Below are 16,909 nucleotides of genomic sequence, written 5' to 3' on the forward strand. Positions count from 1 at the left end.
CCATCAATAAAAGATATAATGACATAACGTCTGTTCATCATATTGTCACGGAAAAACTAATCCTCATGAATAATCTTATGAACTTTAAAAAGTAAGTTAATAACAAACTGCTTTTTATCGAGATTAAACAGTTGTATTTCCTCTATTTCTTGATGAATCTCCTGCCATTTTTCTGCATATTTTTTTGAGAGAAACAAGTCTCCCTTTTCAACAAGCATGATAGCTTTTGTTTGAATTTTATTAAGAATTTCATCACAAAACTGTTGAAATTGGAATGTAGAAGAAACAGATGAAAGGGTTTGTGCAAGAGTATGTACAATCGTTGCGTTACAAATAGGTTTCTCTAGGAGAGCATCAATTGTTTTAATAATTTCAAGACCGCCATGGAAAATAAGTAAAGCAGCTTTTCGAGGACTTCCTTTAGATTTTTTAATAATCATTTCAATTGTTTTCTTATCAGGTAAATCCTGAGGAGTGAAAATGTGTGTAATAACTTTTTCCATTTCATCGTTATTCAATGGACGAAAAGAAATTTTTTGACACCGTGAATGGATTGTTGGAAGCAATTTTCCTGAAGAATGGGCGATAATAACAAATAACGTTTTTTTAGGTGGTTCTTCAAGTATTTTGAGAATTGCATTTGCTGCATTTCTATTCATATCATCTGCAGAATCAACAATAACAATACGCCATCCATTATCTTGCGATGTTCGGCTTAAAAAATGCATAATATCACGAATATCGTCAACGAGTATTCCGGTTTTAAACTTTTGCGTTTTTACATCAAATCGGCGTGAAATATACAAAAGACCAGGGTGACTTCCTTGTGTAATTTGGCGCCATGGAGTAGAATAAGGATCGGGTTTCAAGAAAGCACTTTGTTGAGAACTTAAAATGTTCCAAGCAAGATGAAAGGCTAATGTAGCTTTTCCGATCCCATATTCTCCTTCAAATAATAATGCATGATGCAAACGCTCTTCTTTAAGCATTTGTGTCAAAAAATGACGAACATCCTCATGACCAAAGACAACATCATTCTGGGATGGTGATAAAATTGTATCAATATCATCATATTGGCGTAAGATATTTACATTACTCATGAAAGCTTATCCAACAATACCTGATGACAAATATTTTTTATTTGATGTGAAACGGCTTCCACTGAGCTAGTGGCATCAATGACTCGAAATCTATGGGGTTCCTGTTTGGCCAATTGAAGAAAAGCTTGACGCCTTTGTTCTTGAATTTCCAACTGATCTTTTTCAAAATAATCAATTTCTTCTGTTCTTTTTCTTCGTAAATTTGCACGCTTCATACCACAGATTGCTGGCATATCTAATAAAAATGTTAAATGAGGCAAGACACCATTGAGCGCAATACATTCTAAAACATAAAGAAGAGAAGAGCTGACTGTATCATTGAGTCCTTGATAAACGCGTGTAGAATCAATAAAGCGGTCACATAAAACGATTTTACCTTTTTGCAAAGAAGGCACGATAACCTCGGTCACATGATCGACACGTGCGGCTGTAAATAAAACAGCTTCAATCAACGGTCCATACTGTTGCGCCTGCCCCGACAACAAAATATGTCGGATTGCTTCTGCTCCTGGCGTTCCTCCTGGCTCTCGTGTTGTGACAACATCATAACCTTGGTGAGAGAGAGACTCAGCAAGTAAAGAAATCTGCACCGTTTTTCCTACCCCATCCCCTCCTTCAAATGTAATAAAATAACCTGACACGTATGACCTTAACCTTATTAGTACGTAACTACAAATATTTCCGTAACCATCCAATTGTTATTTCATAGAATGCATTTTTTACTTTTGCAAAGAAACTTCCTTCCTGAACATTCATTTCGGCAAAGACTGGTTTTTCCAGGATAACCTTTTTATCTTCTAAAATTTGAATAACGCCAACTGATTTCCCAGACACGATGGGAGCTTTCAATGGACCATGATATTTAATTTTTGCTTTAACATTTACTTTTTTTTCATTAGAAAGCATAAAACTTATTGGTTTTTTCACAATGAGTGGAACAAAATTTTGCTTACCACCATAAACAGAAGCACGACCAACCGTTTCTTCTTTTGTGAAAATCGTTTTGAGATCAAATGCCGTCATTCCCCATTGAAGAATGCGTTCTATTTCTTTTGTATATTTTTTACCATCTTGCAAACCATTGATTGCTAAAAAAAGACGTCGATGATTTTTAGAAATGGTGGAAACCATTGAAAAACCTTCTTTTTCACTGTAGCCAAAACCAAATCCTTCTACACCAATTTCCTTAGAAACAAGAGGGTTTTTATTACGTTGAAAAATATTATTCCACGTAAAATGAGGCTCACGATAAAGTGCATAATAATCCGGATATTCCTGAACAATATGACGTGCTAATATAATCATATCACGCACGGTTACAAACTGTCCCTCTTCGGGTAGCCCTGTTGCATTAACAAAATGACTCTGAGATAATCCGATTATTTTTGCGCGCTGATTCATCAGTCTTGCAAAATGAGCCTCATCTCCTGATATTCCTTCAGCAAGAATTATAGCAGCATCATTTCCATTCACAATAATTAATCCACGTAAAAGATCAGAAACACTGACTTCTGTCTTTATCTTTGCAAACATAGTGGTTGTACCGGAAGGTGCTCCACCTTTGCGCCAAGCATTTTCACTGACCTTGAATTTCTGCGTACTCTTTAATAATCCCTCCTTTAAGTGATGAAATACGACTTCTGCTGTCATCAATTTTGCTAATGAAGCAGGAAAAAAAGGAATGTCACTTTGTTTTTCATAAAGTATTGTCCCTGTATCATCATCAAGTAACAACAATTGTGATGCAGAAATTTGAAAAGCTTCTGCTCTCCCCCACGTGTCAAATGCCAACATCCCCCATAAAGTCAATAAGATCCTTAATGTTATATACATAGCTGCTCCTCCCATCCCAAAGATCAACATAAAGAATCTTATATAGGAAAAAACTTTTTTATTTCCGCAAATTGAGGAATTATTGATAATCAAGAAAAGATTTTATTTTTATTATGATGCACTTTTTACCTTCCACCTAGGTTAAGTTTAATATTTTAAATTATGAGAGACAAAAAGATTTTTCATTTGTTGTTTTATATTGGTAGTAGATTGATTTATTATCATAAATTATAATATTCCATGTCTGATTCAAAATACTGAAGATTATTTCGTTATATTTCTTCTCATATTGAATTCAATCAAATCGCTTGCTTACGCGTGTCATAAGGAGGATTCGTATATGGATAAAATTTATTAAAAAAAGAGAGTAAAAATACTTCTTATCAACCTCTCAAGTGTTAAGAATTATCGCACAAAATATGGGAGGCTTGCAAAGCGTATGATGGTGTCGGTTTATATCTTCATGAGTGTAACGATAGTGATGTCAAAGACGTTACAGTCATACCACTCACAGGGCGCTATCGTAAATAGGCTTGTAGTGTGTTGAAGTATGTTTCTTTTAAATAAGTACGTGAATTAGCAATGTAAGTGTATTTTGTTTGAGAGGATCTGTTTTTCGTGAAGGGACTTACTCCATTAAAGAACATGATAAACAAAAGCATGAGGGCACGCATAATCTCTTCATCAGATATTACCGTGGATACTTCAGAAAGATGCAAAGACGAATCAAAAGAAAATATTTTTCTACTTGTTAAGTTTTTTATTCCTCTCAAATTGATTGTACAGTTTTTTGGGATATTACATAAAAGACCGATACAATAATCTACCCTCGCCTAGCAAAAGCTATTACAGCAGAAAAGTCGCGTTTTAAGACGAAAAACCTACACTGAATCCGTAAGTTCTTATCTTTTTTTCTAGAAAATTGTATAGATAAAAAATCAACACATTTTTTCTTAAAACAGTTGTAGCCAATTGACCTTTGTTTTTTTGTTTAGCTTATTTATAGAAGCAACTTGATCGAATGGTATCGGCTTAACAACCATGATAGGACCAATTTCTGGCAATTTAACTGCAACAGTTTTATTACGTTGTTCCTGTTCAACAGCAGTTACTTTAGCTAATTCTTCTTTGTTTCCTGTATTGCGCTGATCTTTTAACAAAACAGTTTCTCTTTTTTTCGAAATATTTTCCGACGCTAATGAATATGGGGCAGCATTTCCAGGAGTATAAGAGGCCATTAAATATGCACCATCGTAGTAGCCAACGGGTGCTTCAGCAATATATTCTACTTTAACATCGGCGACTCCCCTATCTACATACCCCAGTATTGCCGCAGCTTGCCTTGATAAATCAATGATTCTGTCTTTCATAAAAGGTCCGCGATCATTCACTCTAACAATGATTGAAGATCCATTTTTCAAATTAGTAACACGAGCATAACTGGGTAAAGGCATTGTAGGATGAGCAGCAGTCAAAAGATTCATGTCATAAATTTCACCGTTGGCAGTTAAACGTCCATGAAAATCTGAACCATACCATGATGCTTCGCCAACACGTTTATAAGTTGGATCACTTTGAGGATAATACCACTTTCCTTTTATTTGATAAGGTTTACCAACAATAGCTCGTCCACGCTTTTTTTCATCCGATTGATTCTTCTTATTGGATACTTGTTGAGGTAGTACAGAAGTGTTTACGTTAATTGGTTTATTATGATAGGAATCTTTTATTGAAAAATTCATAGTTTGGCTTGCGCAACAAGATACCAGTGACTGAGAAATAACGATCATAGAAAACAATTGAAGTGTTGGTTTAATCATAAAAGTAAAATTCTTTTTTCTATTTGAAGGCATCTATTCAGTCCACTTATTTCTGTTAAGTATTACTGTAAAAACCACGTCACGCTTTTTGTACGCGACGGAAGAATTTACGTTTTTTAATGATTCCCCTCACGCATATACCACTCTTGAATTGTCCCCTCTTATCAAGAAATTAACACATTGTTAACCATTTTGTGATTTTCGTGAGAAATAAATGTACGATACTCGATGTTGAAAAGAATAAAAATTAAATAAATCAATGTCTTATAGAAGAGTCATTTCATAATATTAAAGTGTGAATAAGTGGTGATTTGAGCAACTTGTTTTGCGAATCATGTAATGCAGTGGGTATTAAAAAATCAACCTACGGATTGAGAAAATTAGCAATCACATGTGCTGCCAATGCAGGTACAACACGTATCGTGAGCTTAAAGCTCTTTTTTGTTGGACAAGAGACAACTAGCATCGCTCTATTCCAAAAAAGCTGATAGAAAATGGCTGGCTATAGAATCAAGAAAAACAAAAAGAATCACAACAAGAAAGATTCTTAAATTTTTGTATAGTCTATTGATATTATTTAAATTTGGTGAGCGCGCAGGGATTCGAACCCTGGACCTACTGATTAAAAGTCAGTTGCTCTACCAGCTGAGCTACGCGCTCTCACACAAGTTATCTAGTTTGTAGACTATCTAATTTGCAGAAAGTGAAGGGAACATACGGTTGACTTTCCATTTGGTCAACACCTTTTGGAGAAAAATATTATTATTTTCTTCAGTTATCAATAATTTTCCGTTTTTGTCCCTTTTTTTATCATTGTATAGGTACTCTTTGTCTGCTTTTTGAAATTTCGATAAAAAAATTTCACTGTAAAATATTGCATAGACTCGAAGCATTAAAATTATAAGAAATCGCCCCCTTCCCCTCACATGGGTTTCTGAGCATAATGGATAGAGAAAAAAATACCTTTTACTATAATATTATTTTTGTATCTTTATATTTTAGTTTTCAAATATGAATACAGCTTTATAAGACAACATATTGATTTATAATAACTTATCATTTTCTTACTTGAGTGAGAAATCTCAAATACTCTAAGCTTTTCTCGTTTCAAATCTTTTTTATATTGAAACAACAAAAAGCATTTTCTTGACCAATACAAGTGAGGGAATAAAAATACCTTTTATGTCTCCTTTTAAGAACCAAAAATTATTGTAACATTAGGGGGCAGGAAAATAGTATATAGCGTTGGCACATTAGACCTGAAAATGGGACAATGAGAAACAATGGCATTTTGAGAAGCAAGCCGGCACCATCATTATATTTTCCAGCCCCCAATGTTGCGACAGCCCTTGGCACTTAAGACGATTCATAAGAGCCATTTTTAGTCCTTTCTTATACAAATTTGATCCACAGATTCATCTCGCTTTTGACGTGCAAGGAAATGATTTTGATTGATTCAAGATAAACAGACTTGAAATGAGAGAATCTTACGTTATTCGAGACACTCATTCAATATACAAAACAGTAAATTATCATTATAAATCAATATATTGTATAAGGTATGATGTTTATTTATGCATAATAAATATATAACAAAAGCTAATTTTTCCGATAGAATAAAGTAAACATGAAGCAAAAATTTAGTCTCATTGAAAATATCTCGAATGATTATAAATTATGCTCACGATTATAGCTGTAGATAATTTTACTAAGAAAAACGCAGAAATAATATGAAATGCGCAAAATGATTTTAAATATCCATAGAGTATTCTAAATATATAGAATGCCTATCCTTCCTGCTATTGATAAATTGCCTTCTAATTAACTTTTTTATATCAGAAATTACAAAATACGTAGATATATTTTAGAGGAAAAGGATAACACTGGTCATAAAATTTAGTGTTGGATAATTCAGCCAGAGCTATAAAGTATTTTTATACATTATTTAATATTAATGTATCTATATAGTATATAAATAATAATTTAAATATATCTATAAATAAACAGATTTCTTCATTAACTGATAAGATAAAAAATAAAGAAAATAAATTTGATTTGGCGAGAAAAAATTGTAAAAGTGTTATATATACATGTATTTTTATTTTAATCCTTTTTATTGTTTTGATTGGAATATTGAATGCTAACATGTAAACAATATGAGCTACTCTTGTTTATTCATAACCATATAAAAGAAACTGGTGTTCCTCCTTCTTTTGAAGAAATGAAAAATGCATTAGAACTTTCTTCAAAGTCTGGTATTCATAAGCTCATTATAGCCTTAGAACAACGAGGTTTTATACGTCGTTTGCCCAATCGCGCTCGTGCAGTGGAAGTGATTCGACTCCCTGAGAAAATAACATTTAGCCTTTCTTTAGCACGTAAAATTTCTCCTAGTATAATAGAAAGAAATAAAAGGGAAATATCAAAAAGCTTGAGTAACCTTGATAACTTGGATGAAGAAGAAAAAAAAAATATCACCATTCCTATTATGGGACGTATTTCTGCGAGCGTGCCTGCCTCTGCTATACTGCAACAAATAAACACCCTTTCTCTTCCACAAGATATGGTTAATATAGGTGAGCACTACGCATTAGAAGTTAAAGATGATTCTATGATGGAGGCTGGTATCCTTGATAAAGATACGATCATTGTGAAACGTCAAAATACAGCAATAACAGGTGAAATTATTGTTGCGTTTATTGATAAAAAAGAAGCTACATTAAAACGTTATCGACGCAAAGGAGCTTCTATTGCATTAGAAGCCGCAAATCCTCATTATGAAGTACGAACATACGAATCCGAGCGTATAGAAATACAAGGAAAACTTACCGGACTTATTCGCAAATATTAAAAAATAAACCTTATAGTACGCGATAAATATCGCAATAAGAATCTGTTGAGTATTTTTATTGTGCCACACGCAATTGACTTCCTCTCTACAGCCAAAGGATGCTCCCAATTCGGTTCATAAAAAATCCAGATCCTTATAGAGCAGGTTTCACTTTCCCTTCCCTCTCCATATCCTTTACTTACACAAAGCGTAACAAGTAAGCTTTAAAATATTCACCACGTTCTTTATAAAATAACTTGAATGCTTTGAAGGAAGCAACCTTATATCATCGTCCTCAAAGACTGAATTTTACGATATAATAAGACACAATTGTATGCATGCATATAAACACATAAAATTTTGTAGAAAAAAATCAAATAACTTTGTAACAGATTGTATGGCATAGGTATAAAAATAAAGAATATTATTTTTAAGTTAATAAAAATGTAACTCAATCTTTCATAGTAATGTAGGATCATCATGGTAGCACCTCGTATTAGTTTTGTCTCCCTCGGATGCCCAAAGGCACTCGTAGATTCTGAGCGAATTATTACAAGCCTTCGCTCTGAAGGGTATGAAATTTCACGTCAACATCAAGGAGCTGATGTCGTTATTGTAAATACCTGTGGTTTTCTTGACTCGGCAAGGAGAGAATCATTAGCCAATATTGATGAAGCTCTCAAAAAAAATGGAAAAGTTATTGTAACAGGGTGTCTTGGTGCTGATCCTGATGTCATTCGCCAAACATATCCTAATGTATTGGCTATTACAGGACCACAAGCTTATGAAAGTGTTATAGAAGCTGTTCATACAGCAATTCCTCCTGTTCATGATCCTTTTCTTGATTTAGTTCCTCCCCAAGGTATTCGTTTAACTCCTCGCCATTACGCCTACTTAAAGATTTCTGAAGGATGCTCTAACCGGTGTAGTTTTTGTATCATCCCTACTCTGCGTGGTGATCTCACTTCACGTCCCATCAGCGATGTTCTTCGTGAAGCTGAAAAACTCGTGCAAGCGGGTGTAAAAGAACTTTTGGTTATTTCACAAGATACGAGTGCTTATGGTATTGATCTTAAATATCTCGAAAATTCTTGGAAAGATCGTACAATCAAAACGAAATTCTTTGATCTTTGTCGCGAATTAGGTGATATGGGTATTTGGGTACGTATGCATTACGTTTATCCTTATCCTCATGTTGATGAAGTTATTGAACTTATGGCTGCCAAAAAAATTCTTCCTTATCTGGATATCCCTTTTCAGCATGCATCACCAGTTGTTTTGCGTCACATGATGCGTCCCGCACTTATGGAAAAAACAAACCGTAGAATTGAAAAATGGCGAAAAATATGTCCAGATCTTGCTTTGCGATCAACATTTATTGTTGGTTTTCCTGGTGAAACGAATGAAGATTTTAATATACTCCTAGAATGGCTAGAAGAAGCAAAAATTGAACGCGCTGGGTGCTTTAAATATGAAGAAGTAAAAGGAGCTGCAGCAAATGATTTGGGATTAGAAAATGTTCCTAAAGAGGTGAAAGAAAACCGCTGGCATCGTTTTATGGCAAAACAACAACAAATTTCTACACATCTTTTAAAGAAAAAAATTGGAAAAAGACTCCAAGTGCTTATCGATGAAAGTCAAGGAAAAGTTGCCAAAGGACGTAGTCAGTACGATGCTCCAGAAATAGATGGTGTTGTCCATATATCATCACGACGCCCATTGCGTGTTGGTGAATTTGTCACCGTTAAAATCGAAAAGTCGGACGCCTATGATCTTTATGGTGTAGCAGTTTGAAAATTTAACTTCTTCTCTGTCCTCAATGATGAAGATTTCTATCAGCATTGGTTTATAAAAATATCGGCTACTCACAATCGAACTTGATCCCTTATGTAACTCATTTCATGAGAATTTACGAGCAATCCTTACCCTGAATGTTTTCTATACATTCCTAAAATATCAAGCGGTTACATATTCTCTTAGTTTAATGCCTTAAATGACGGTGATGGTGGTGCAACAGAATAAAATAAAATCCACAAGGTTAACCATTTTTACTTAACAAAAGAGCAAATCGACAACCATACTATTTTCCCATTTTTCATATTGCGACAGTCATTGGTTAGTGAAAGAAAACTTTTTTCAAGAGTGTTTGATGCATACAAGGATTTCTTTTGTGATATGCAGGCAGATGTGTTTTATGGATGCAATATAAGAAAATTTGAAACAAAACAATTTTGCGGTATTTAAATTAAAAAACAATAAATTATCATTATAAATAAGTATCTTATCTTAAACTCTTTGAGTTTATTTTTAAATATTATCTAATTTTTATTAACACGTTTTAAAATCAAAGAATCTCTTATCAAGCAAATGACTTGGGCGTATATTTGTTAAAGCGCGAATCATCGTATCTTTACGTCCTGGCATTTGTCTTTCGATATTTTTCAGCATTTCTTTCATTGCATTACGTTGTAAACCATCTTGACTACCGCAAAGATTACAAGGAATAATTGGAAATTGCATTGCTTGGGAAAATTTTTCCATATCTTCCTCAGCAGCATAAACAAGAGGACGTAATACAAAAAGATCTCCTTCATCATTTTTAAGTTTTCCAGGCATGGCAGCTAATCTGCCACCGTGAAACAAGTTCATAAAAAATGTTTCTAAAACATCATCACGATGATGACCTAAAACTAATGCAGAGCATCCCTCTTCACGTGCAATACGATAGAGATTACCACGTCGTAATCGAGAACAAAGTGAACAATATGTCTGCGACTCTGCCAATTTATCTGTAACAATGGAATAAGTATCTTGATATTCAATACGATATGGAATTTTATAAGAACTTAAAAAGTCTGGAAGAATATGCTTAGGGAATCCTGGTTGCCCTTGATCAAGATTACAGGCAAGAATTTCAACGGATAAAAGACCTCGCCACTTTAAGTCTAAAAGAAGCGCTAATAAACCATAAGAGTCTTTTCCACCCGATAAAGCAACAAGCCATTTTTTTCCTGTAGAGAGCATAGAAAAATCATCCAAAGCTTGTCGCACATGACGTAAAAGTCGTTTGCGCAATTTATTAAATTCTACGCTTGAAGGAGCAACACGAAACATTGAATGACAATTATCTGCTTCGCTTATTAAAGGATCATCTCTCCCTTCGTTTTTTTCTATTGCCTGATATTCAATGGAAGCATCATTCATAATACCATATCCTGCATAAGTAACAGCGCGTCTTGCAAAGATAAAAACAAATAGTAAAGCAAGCTTACATTTATGTTTTTTGAATTTATAAATTAGATACACAAAAAAGAAATGGAACTATACAAGTTTATGACTATAAAATATAGTAATAAACTTAATATAGAACCATTCACAAAAAGCATTTATTAACTTCAAAGATTGTAAAAATAACACAATATTTTGAAGTTATAATGATAGAAAAGAGAAACAATTTCTCTTACAGAAAAATTATCGAGAATAAAATTCAACAACCAAATTAGGTTCCATTTGCACAGCATAGGGAACATCTGCAAAAGCAGGAATACGTGTAAAGGTTGCTTTCATCTGTTTATGATCTGCTTCAATATAGTCAGGGACATCACGTTCTGCCAATTGCACGGATTCTAAAACTAAAACAAGTTGTTTTGATTTTTCCCGAACCTCAATAACATCACCTGGTTTACAACGATAAGATTGAATATTTGTGCGCCGCCCATTTACATTAACATGACCGTGATTGATAAATTGGCGAGAAGCGAAAATCGTAGGTACGAATTTTGCACGATAAACAACGGCATCTAAACGGGATTCTAACAAACCGATAAGATTTTCACCAGTATCGCCCCGTCGACGAGCAGCCTCTTCATAGGTTTTATGAAATTGTTTTTCTGAGATATCTCCATAAAACCCTTTCAATTTCTGTTTAGCGCGCAACTGCACCCCATAGTCAGAAAGTTTTCCTTTACGGCGTTGTCCATGCTGACCTGGACCATAATCACGACGATTAACAGGAGATTTTGGACGACCCCAAATATTTTCCCCCATACGACGGTCAATTTTATACTTTGTTGTTTCGCGTTTACTCATCGCATTTCCTTATAAAATAAAACACGAGATCTTAAGATCCCAAGGAAACGCGCCCTCCTCTGCCTTTAAATACTAAAGACTGACAGAATACCTTAACATATCAACATGCAAAGTTATCCACGGGACACGTCAATTAATGCTATTTTCTTAAAAAAACAGCTAGATCATCATTATTGATCTCGTAATCCAAAGTCAACTCCTTTCATGAGTTTTAAGCCAAATCCTTTAAACAAATTTTCCGTTAAAGAAGTGATATTTTTCGATGTCAACAACGCAAAATCTTGATATTTCTTTATATATTGATGCTGTATTTTTCCTGATAATGGTAATAATGATCTGATATGCTTGGCGATGGCTTTCGCTGGATCAATCCACTCAACGGACCATAAAGCATGTTTACGAAAGAAGTTAATCAAAAAAGGATAATGTGTGCAGGCTAAAACAATAACATCAGTATATTGTCCATTTTTTTCCACAAAACATGGCAGGATTTCTTTTTTTAACTCTTCTGCATCGATAGATTTTCCCCGTAAAAAATCTTCAGCAAATCCAGCCAGCTTTTTACTTCCCACAAGCTGAACATGACACTGTCCAGCAAAAGAGTTAATTAATTCGTTTGTATAGGCACGTTTAACTGTTCCAGGAGTAGCTAATACGGAAATAAAACCAGATTTTGTTTGTTCAGCAGCTGATTTAATTGCAGGAACTGTTCCGACAAAAGGGACATGAGGAAAATTCTGTCGTAAATCTTCCATCATCAGTGTAGAAACGGTGTTGCAAGCAATCACACATAAGGTTGGATTGTAGCATGTTAAAAGATTTGTAAAAATCTTCAAAATGCGCTCTTTCAAAATATTTTCTTTCCAATTTCCATAAGGAAATCCTGCATCATCAGCAACATAGATAAATTGCATTTCAGGGATAAGAATACGCGCTTCCCTGAACACTGTTAAACCACCAATACCGCTATCAAAAAAAAGAACAGGTCGTTCATCCATTAGTTTTCACACTTATTTTTATTTTTTTTACGATCACGTTCTTCAGGTGCTCTACTCCCCCGTGGATATTGTGGCGAAAAATGATCCAAAGAAGATATAATGCCTCGCAATAAACGAACCTCAGGTTCACTAAAGTTAGCGCGCGTAAAAACAGAGCGCAAATTTGCAAGCATGACTTCTTTGCGCTCAAGGGGTCTAAAATACCCACGAATATTCAAAGCCTCTTCTAACTGAGATAAAAAACCATGTAATACTGTTTTATTTGCAGGTTCCATCTCTGCAGCACGAAATGCCGTATCGCTGACATTCTCTAGACCTGTTTTCATCCATTCGTAAGACATTAAAAGAACCGCTTGCGCAATATTAAGCGACGCAAAAGCAGGATTAACTGGAAAAGTAATAATTTCATCAACAAGGCTGATTTCATCATTTTCTAATCCCCATCTCTCTCTTCCAAAGACAATACCTGTCTTATGTCCAATACTTTCACGCTGACGTAATACGCTTGCTGCTTCAACAGCACTTTTTACAGTTTTAAATCCACATCTTTCACGTGCTGTTGTGGCAAAAACATAGTGTAAATCTGCAATTGAATCACGCAATGTATTAAAAATCACAGTGTTGTTAATGACATGATCAGCTTTACTTGCAGCAGCTCTAGCTTTTTCATTTGGAAATATTTCTCGAGGTTTGATTAACCGAAGCTTAGAAAGCCCAAAATTCGCCATTGCCCTTGCGACCATACCAATGTTTTCAGGAAGCTGTGGTTCAACTAAAATAATAATGGGACCATTTGTTAAATTTTCACGATTCTTATTCGTTCCAGCCATCAATCTTACCTAGTTTCACTTAAACTATCTCCATCTCCACTATTTTTACGAAACCTTCTTCACAGTATTCTAATGCTGTTTAATAATAAATTATAGATAATCTATCTTTTCTCTCAAAGATAATAAATTTTAAAAGCCATTAAAGTGAACAATGGAATTTATAACAATTTATATAAGATATCGTGGCGTTTTTTACACCAATTTTATCTTTTTAATAGGGAATAGTCCCTACAAATCGTAATCTCAGTTGAATTATGAAATCATAAATCCTAAAAAGAGATATGCACTTTATTCCCAAACTTTTTCCTGCAAAGCTTATCCGTCGTTATAAACGTTTCCTTGCGGATGTTCAACAAGATGATCAGCGTGTCCTCACCGTATCTGTACCTAACACAGGATCAATGCTTGGATTAACAGCTTTCAATTCCAATATTTGGCTTTCATATCATAACAACATCAAACGAAAATATGCCTATCAATTAGAAATTATTGAAGCCGATAATACTTTGGTTGGCATTAATACTGCCTTACCCAATAAACTTGCGTTAGAAGCAATTCAAAACGGATTACTACCAGAATTAAGTGGATATAAAACAGTTTTAAAAGAACAACGCTATGGGACACAATCACGAATTGACTTTATTTTACGTGATGACATTCTTCCTGATTGTTACCTAGAAGTCAAAAATGTTCATTTTATTCGTCAAAAAGGATTAGCAGAATTTCCTGATAGCGAAACAAAACGTGGTGCACGTCACCTTGATGAGCTCATAGGAGTTGTACAACAAGGAAAACGAGCTGCTATGCTTTATATTATTCAACGAGAAGATTGCGCAGCTTTTGCAATCTGTCATGACCTTGATCCACTCTATGGACGTAAGTTTGATTTAGCATTAAAATCAGGAGTAGAATGTTATGCTGTAAAGTGTCATGTAAGTGTAGAAGGCATTTTTCCGATTCAGAGAGTAACAATAGAAAATAGAAGAAACAATGACTGAGTATATCGAATATAATAAAATCCCTTTAAAGTTTAATGGAAAAATCCGCATTTTCGATGATTATGCTTTTGCTAAAATGCGTGAAGTTGGTCGTATTGCTGCAGAATGCCTTGATGCGCTTACGGATATTATTAAGCCGGGTGTTACTACGCAAGAAATTGATGATTTTGTATTCATTTTTGGTGCTAAGAAAGGAGCACTTCCTGCTGATCTAAATTATCATGGATACAGCCATTCATGCTGCACATCTATCAATCACGTTGTCTGTCATGGTATCCCCAATAAAAGACCTTTGCAAGAAGGCGATATTGTAAATGTTGATGTAACTTTTATCCTTGATGGTTGGCATGGAGATTCAAGCCGAATGTATCCTGTTGGAAAAATTAGACGTGCAGCAGAACGCTTGCTAAAAATAACCTATGAAAGTCTTATGAAAGGAATCGCTGCCGTTAAGCCTGGAGCAACGACAGGTGATATTGGGGCAGCCATTCAACAGTATGCAGAATCTGAGCGCTGTTCAATTGTGAGAGACTTTTGTGGACATGGTATCGGCCAGCTTTTTCATGATGCTCCCAATATCCTCCATTATGGAAACCCTGGAGAAGGAATAGAATTAAAACAAGGTATGATGTTTACAATTGAGCCTATGATTAACCTTGGTAAACCACAAGTTAAGGTTTTATCTGACGGTTGGACTGCTGTTACCCGTGACCGCTCTCTGACAGCACAATATGAACATACAATTGGTGTCACAAATGAAGGATATGAAATATTTACACAATCTCCTAAAAATATTTTTTATATTCCAAATTCGCATACCTAACGCAATGTAGAGATGTTATGGCTAAAAAACTAAATCAAAAGGAAGATACTCAACGTAATCACTTTGCATTAACATCGAGTTCTCCACTCACCCCAGTATCAGAAAGAAAAAGTGAAGAGCCTCAGAAAAACGCACAGCTTCATAAACATTATCAAGGACATCGTGAGCGTCTTCGGAAGCGCTATTTAAAGTCAAAAGGAAATGCAATCGAAGATTATGAGTATCTTGAATTATTGCTTTTTCGCACAATACCCCGTGCAAACACAAAACCCATAGCTAAAAATTTGATAGCACGCTTTGGTTCATTAGCTGATGTGTTGGGAGCGGATATTCACCGACTTCAAGAAATTCCAGGATGTGGTCCCGCCACTGCAATTGATTTAAAAATTATTTCAGATGTTGCTGGACGTCTTGCTCGTGCGCAATTGTTTAAACGCGATATTTTTTCATCATGGGATAAAGTGTTAGCTTATTGTAAAGCTGTTATGGCTCACGAAACACGTGAACAATTTCGTATTTTGTTTCTTGATAAGAAAAACGGCTTACTTGCTGATGAGGTGCAACAAACTGGAACCATTGATCATACCCCTGTTTATCCTCGTGAAGTTATTTCTCGAGCTTTAGAGTTATCTGCATCAGGACTTATCTTAGTCCACAATCACCCTTCTGGTGATTCCACTCCCTCTGATGCAGATATAACAATGACATATCGATTAAAGGATGCAGCAAATGCATTAGGTATTATTATCCATGACCACCTTATTATTGCACGAAATAACCATACGAGCTTTAAAGCGTTAAAACTTATATAAATCTTATGGGATAAAAAAGACTTCATTCAACTGTGAATAACGAATCAATTTTCTAAATCAATATCTAATATAGCCATTGAGAAATTATAGGAAAGCTCATCTTCATCTTCATCTCGATAGATAATGCCTAAAAACTCATCTCCCATATAAACCTCACAAGAATCACTCTTTTTAGGCCGCGCTCTGACTTGCAATGCTGAGTTTTGGAATATATTTTTTAAATAATTATCAAGTTTTTTTATTTCATCAGCATTCACTATGCTCTCCTGTTTTTTTGAAACGATTAAAATAATTGCGTGTCGCGCAAATAAGACATTCTTATGATTCTGTAAAGTCAGTAAAAAAGCATAATCTGAATATTTACTTAATGTTACATATATTTACAACGTTCTTTATATATTTATAAAGAACTTTTACAAAAGTAATATATCATTATTAAATATACCCGTATAGATTAAAAAATGGCAAAAAACTGTATATTTTTAATAATTTTACTTTATCTTCAATTTTAGCATCTGTATTTAGAATGCATATTCGTAAGAATAAATTGATCAATAAGTTATAATTTTATTATTTTTATAAAAAATATAAATAACAATATTTATTACAGCATTCAAAAATAATTTTTTTAATAACTTTTAAAGTATAATTATCTAACCTTAGAAGAATTACATCTCTAAAAAATATACAAAATAGGCTAATAAGAGTTTAGCTTTCTTCCCATTTTTTATAAAAATTATGTCACAACAGAAAAATTTTTAAATAAGCGTTTTTCA

13 protein-coding genes, 1 tRNA gene and 3 pseudogenes are annotated in these 16,909 nt (G+C 34.3%); 6 read left to right on the forward strand and 11 right to left on the reverse strand.

Annotated elements, in window-relative coordinates:
- Positions 1–56 precede the first annotated feature (56 nt).
- The 4 genes from PVV60_RS01580 to PVV60_RS01595 form a co-directional block, all read right to left on the reverse strand.
- A complete protein-coding gene (locus PVV60_RS01580; protein ID WP_273722641.1) occupies positions 57–1,100 on the reverse strand; it encodes a DNA polymerase III subunit delta' in 1,044 nt (347 codons plus the stop codon).
- A complete protein-coding gene (gene tmk / locus PVV60_RS01585) occupies positions 1,097–1,741 on the reverse strand; it encodes a dTMP kinase (protein ID WP_273722643.1) in 645 nt (214 codons plus the stop codon). The genes PVV60_RS01580 and tmk overlap by 4 nt, the downstream gene beginning before the upstream one ends.
- 28 nt (positions 1,742–1,769) lie before the next feature.
- Complete coding sequence (locus PVV60_RS01590) at positions 1,770–2,933, reverse strand: D-alanyl-D-alanine carboxypeptidase family protein (RefSeq protein WP_273722644.1); 1,164 nt, start codon at positions 2,931–2,933, stop codon at positions 1,770–1,772.
- A 953-nt stretch (positions 2,934–3,886) separates the two neighbouring features.
- On the reverse strand, positions 3,887–4,786 hold the full coding sequence (locus tag PVV60_RS01595) for a septal ring lytic transglycosylase RlpA family protein (protein ID WP_273722646.1): 900 nt from the start codon (positions 4,784–4,786) through the stop codon (positions 3,887–3,889).
- 281 nt (positions 4,787–5,067) lie between these two features.
- On the opposite strand from PVV60_RS01595, the pseudogene PVV60_RS01600 reads away from it, so the two are divergent.
- Positions 5,068–5,272: pseudogene (locus PVV60_RS01600) on the forward strand (integrase); the annotation flags it as partial.
- A gap of 65 nt (positions 5,273–5,337) precedes the next feature.
- Here PVV60_RS01600 and PVV60_RS01605 read toward each other — a convergent pair.
- Together PVV60_RS01605 and PVV60_RS10820 are read right to left on the reverse strand one after the other, a co-directional pair.
- A tRNA-Lys gene (locus PVV60_RS01605) sits at positions 5,338–5,413 on the reverse strand.
- 633 nt (positions 5,414–6,046) lie between these two features.
- A pseudogene (locus PVV60_RS10820) lies at positions 6,047–6,132 on the reverse strand (DUF4102 domain-containing protein); the annotation flags it as partial.
- Positions 6,133–6,890: 758 nt separating this feature from the next.
- Here PVV60_RS10820 and lexA point away from each other — a divergent pair.
- Entirely contained in the window at positions 6,891–7,604 is a 714-nt protein-coding gene (gene lexA, locus PVV60_RS01610; RefSeq protein WP_273722647.1) for a transcriptional repressor LexA, read from the forward strand.
- Between the two features lie 459 nt (positions 7,605–8,063).
- Positions 8,064–9,377: a 30S ribosomal protein S12 methylthiotransferase RimO gene (gene rimO / locus PVV60_RS01615; RefSeq protein WP_273722649.1), complete on the forward strand. Its 1,314-nt coding sequence runs from the start codon at positions 8,064–8,066 to the stop codon at positions 9,375–9,377.
- 534 nt (positions 9,378–9,911) lie between these two features.
- On the opposite strand, the gene ttcA is transcribed toward rimO, so the two are convergent.
- The 4 genes and pseudogenes from ttcA to PVV60_RS01635 form a co-directional block, all read right to left on the reverse strand.
- Positions 9,912–10,787, reverse strand: a complete 876-nt coding sequence (ttcA, locus tag PVV60_RS01620; protein ID WP_273722650.1) for a tRNA 2-thiocytidine(32) synthetase TtcA — start codon at positions 10,785–10,787, stop codon at positions 9,912–9,914.
- Between the two features lie 267 nt (positions 10,788–11,054).
- A complete protein-coding gene (rpsD, locus tag PVV60_RS01625; protein ID WP_273722651.1) occupies positions 11,055–11,672 on the reverse strand; it encodes a 30S ribosomal protein S4 in 618 nt (205 codons plus the stop codon).
- 170 nt (positions 11,673–11,842) lie between these two features.
- Positions 11,843–12,670, reverse strand: a complete 828-nt coding sequence (murI, locus tag PVV60_RS01630; protein WP_273722653.1) for a glutamate racemase — start codon at positions 12,668–12,670, stop codon at positions 11,843–11,845.
- Positions 12,663–13,500, reverse strand: a pseudogene (locus PVV60_RS01635) (RNA methyltransferase). Before PVV60_RS01635 ends, murI begins: the two are co-directional and overlap by 8 nt.
- A gap of 281 nt (positions 13,501–13,781) precedes the next feature.
- Between PVV60_RS01635 and sfsA the strand changes: the two are divergent.
- Genes sfsA through radC form a run of 3 tightly spaced genes read left to right on the forward strand, consistent with a single transcriptional unit; the run spans position 13,782 to position 16,133 of the window.
- On the forward strand, positions 13,782–14,498 hold the full coding sequence (sfsA, locus tag PVV60_RS01640; RefSeq protein ID WP_273722655.1) for a DNA/RNA nuclease SfsA: 717 nt from the start codon (positions 13,782–13,784) through the stop codon (positions 14,496–14,498).
- Positions 14,491–15,321 (forward strand): type I methionyl aminopeptidase, encoded by an 831-nt coding sequence (gene map / locus PVV60_RS01645; RefSeq protein ID WP_273722657.1) that lies wholly within the window; start codon positions 14,491–14,493, stop codon positions 15,319–15,321. Before sfsA ends, map begins: the two co-directional genes overlap by 8 nt.
- Before the next feature lie 17 nt (positions 15,322–15,338).
- Positions 15,339–16,133, forward strand: coding sequence for a DNA repair protein RadC (gene radC / locus PVV60_RS01650; RefSeq protein ID WP_273722658.1), 795 nt, complete (start codon positions 15,339–15,341; stop codon positions 16,131–16,133).
- Positions 16,134–16,177: 44 nt separating this feature from the next.
- Here radC and PVV60_RS01655 read toward each other — a convergent pair whose 3' ends face one another.
- Positions 16,178–16,390, reverse strand: coding sequence for a DUF3126 family protein (locus PVV60_RS01655; protein ID WP_015856411.1), 213 nt, complete (start codon positions 16,388–16,390; stop codon positions 16,178–16,180).
- Between the last annotated feature and the right edge of the window lie 519 nt (positions 16,391–16,909).

This window comes from Bartonella sp. AU18XJBT (assembly GCF_028618595.1).
Lineage (GTDB): Bacteria > Pseudomonadota > Alphaproteobacteria > Rhizobiales > Rhizobiaceae > Bartonella.

Excerpts from the sequence above, each read along its gene's own strand:
- PVV60_RS01580 (WP_273722641.1), bottom strand. The coding sequence starts at position 1,100 with ATGAGTAATGTAAATATCTTACGCCAATATGATGATATTGATACAATT.
- radC (WP_273722658.1), top strand. The coding sequence starts at position 15,339 with ATGGCTAAAAAACTAAATCAAAAGGAAGATACTCAACGTAATCACTTT.
- rimO (WP_273722649.1), top strand. The coding sequence starts at position 8,064 with ATGGTAGCACCTCGTATTAGTTTTGTCTCCCTCGGATGCCCAAAGGCA.
- PVV60_RS01590 (WP_273722644.1), bottom strand. The coding sequence starts at position 2,933 with ATGTATATAACATTAAGGATCTTATTGACTTTATGGGGGATGTTGGCA.
- murI (WP_273722653.1), bottom strand. The coding sequence starts at position 12,670 with ATGGATGAACGACCTGTTCTTTTTTTTGATAGCGGTATTGGTGGTTTA.
- PVV60_RS01595 (WP_273722646.1), bottom strand. The coding sequence starts at position 4,786 with ATGCCTTCAAATAGAAAAAAGAATTTTACTTTTATGATTAAACCAACA.
- map (WP_273722657.1), top strand. The coding sequence starts at position 14,491 with ATGACTGAGTATATCGAATATAATAAAATCCCTTTAAAGTTTAATGGA.
- sfsA (WP_273722655.1), top strand. The coding sequence starts at position 13,782 with ATGCACTTTATTCCCAAACTTTTTCCTGCAAAGCTTATCCGTCGTTAT.
- ttcA (WP_273722650.1), bottom strand. The coding sequence starts at position 10,787 with ATGAATGATGCTTCCATTGAATATCAGGCAATAGAAAAAAACGAAGGG.
- rpsD (WP_273722651.1), bottom strand. The coding sequence starts at position 11,672 with ATGAGTAAACGCGAAACAACAAAGTATAAAATTGACCGTCGTATGGGG.
- lexA (WP_273722647.1), top strand. The coding sequence starts at position 6,891 with ATGCTAACATGTAAACAATATGAGCTACTCTTGTTTATTCATAACCAT.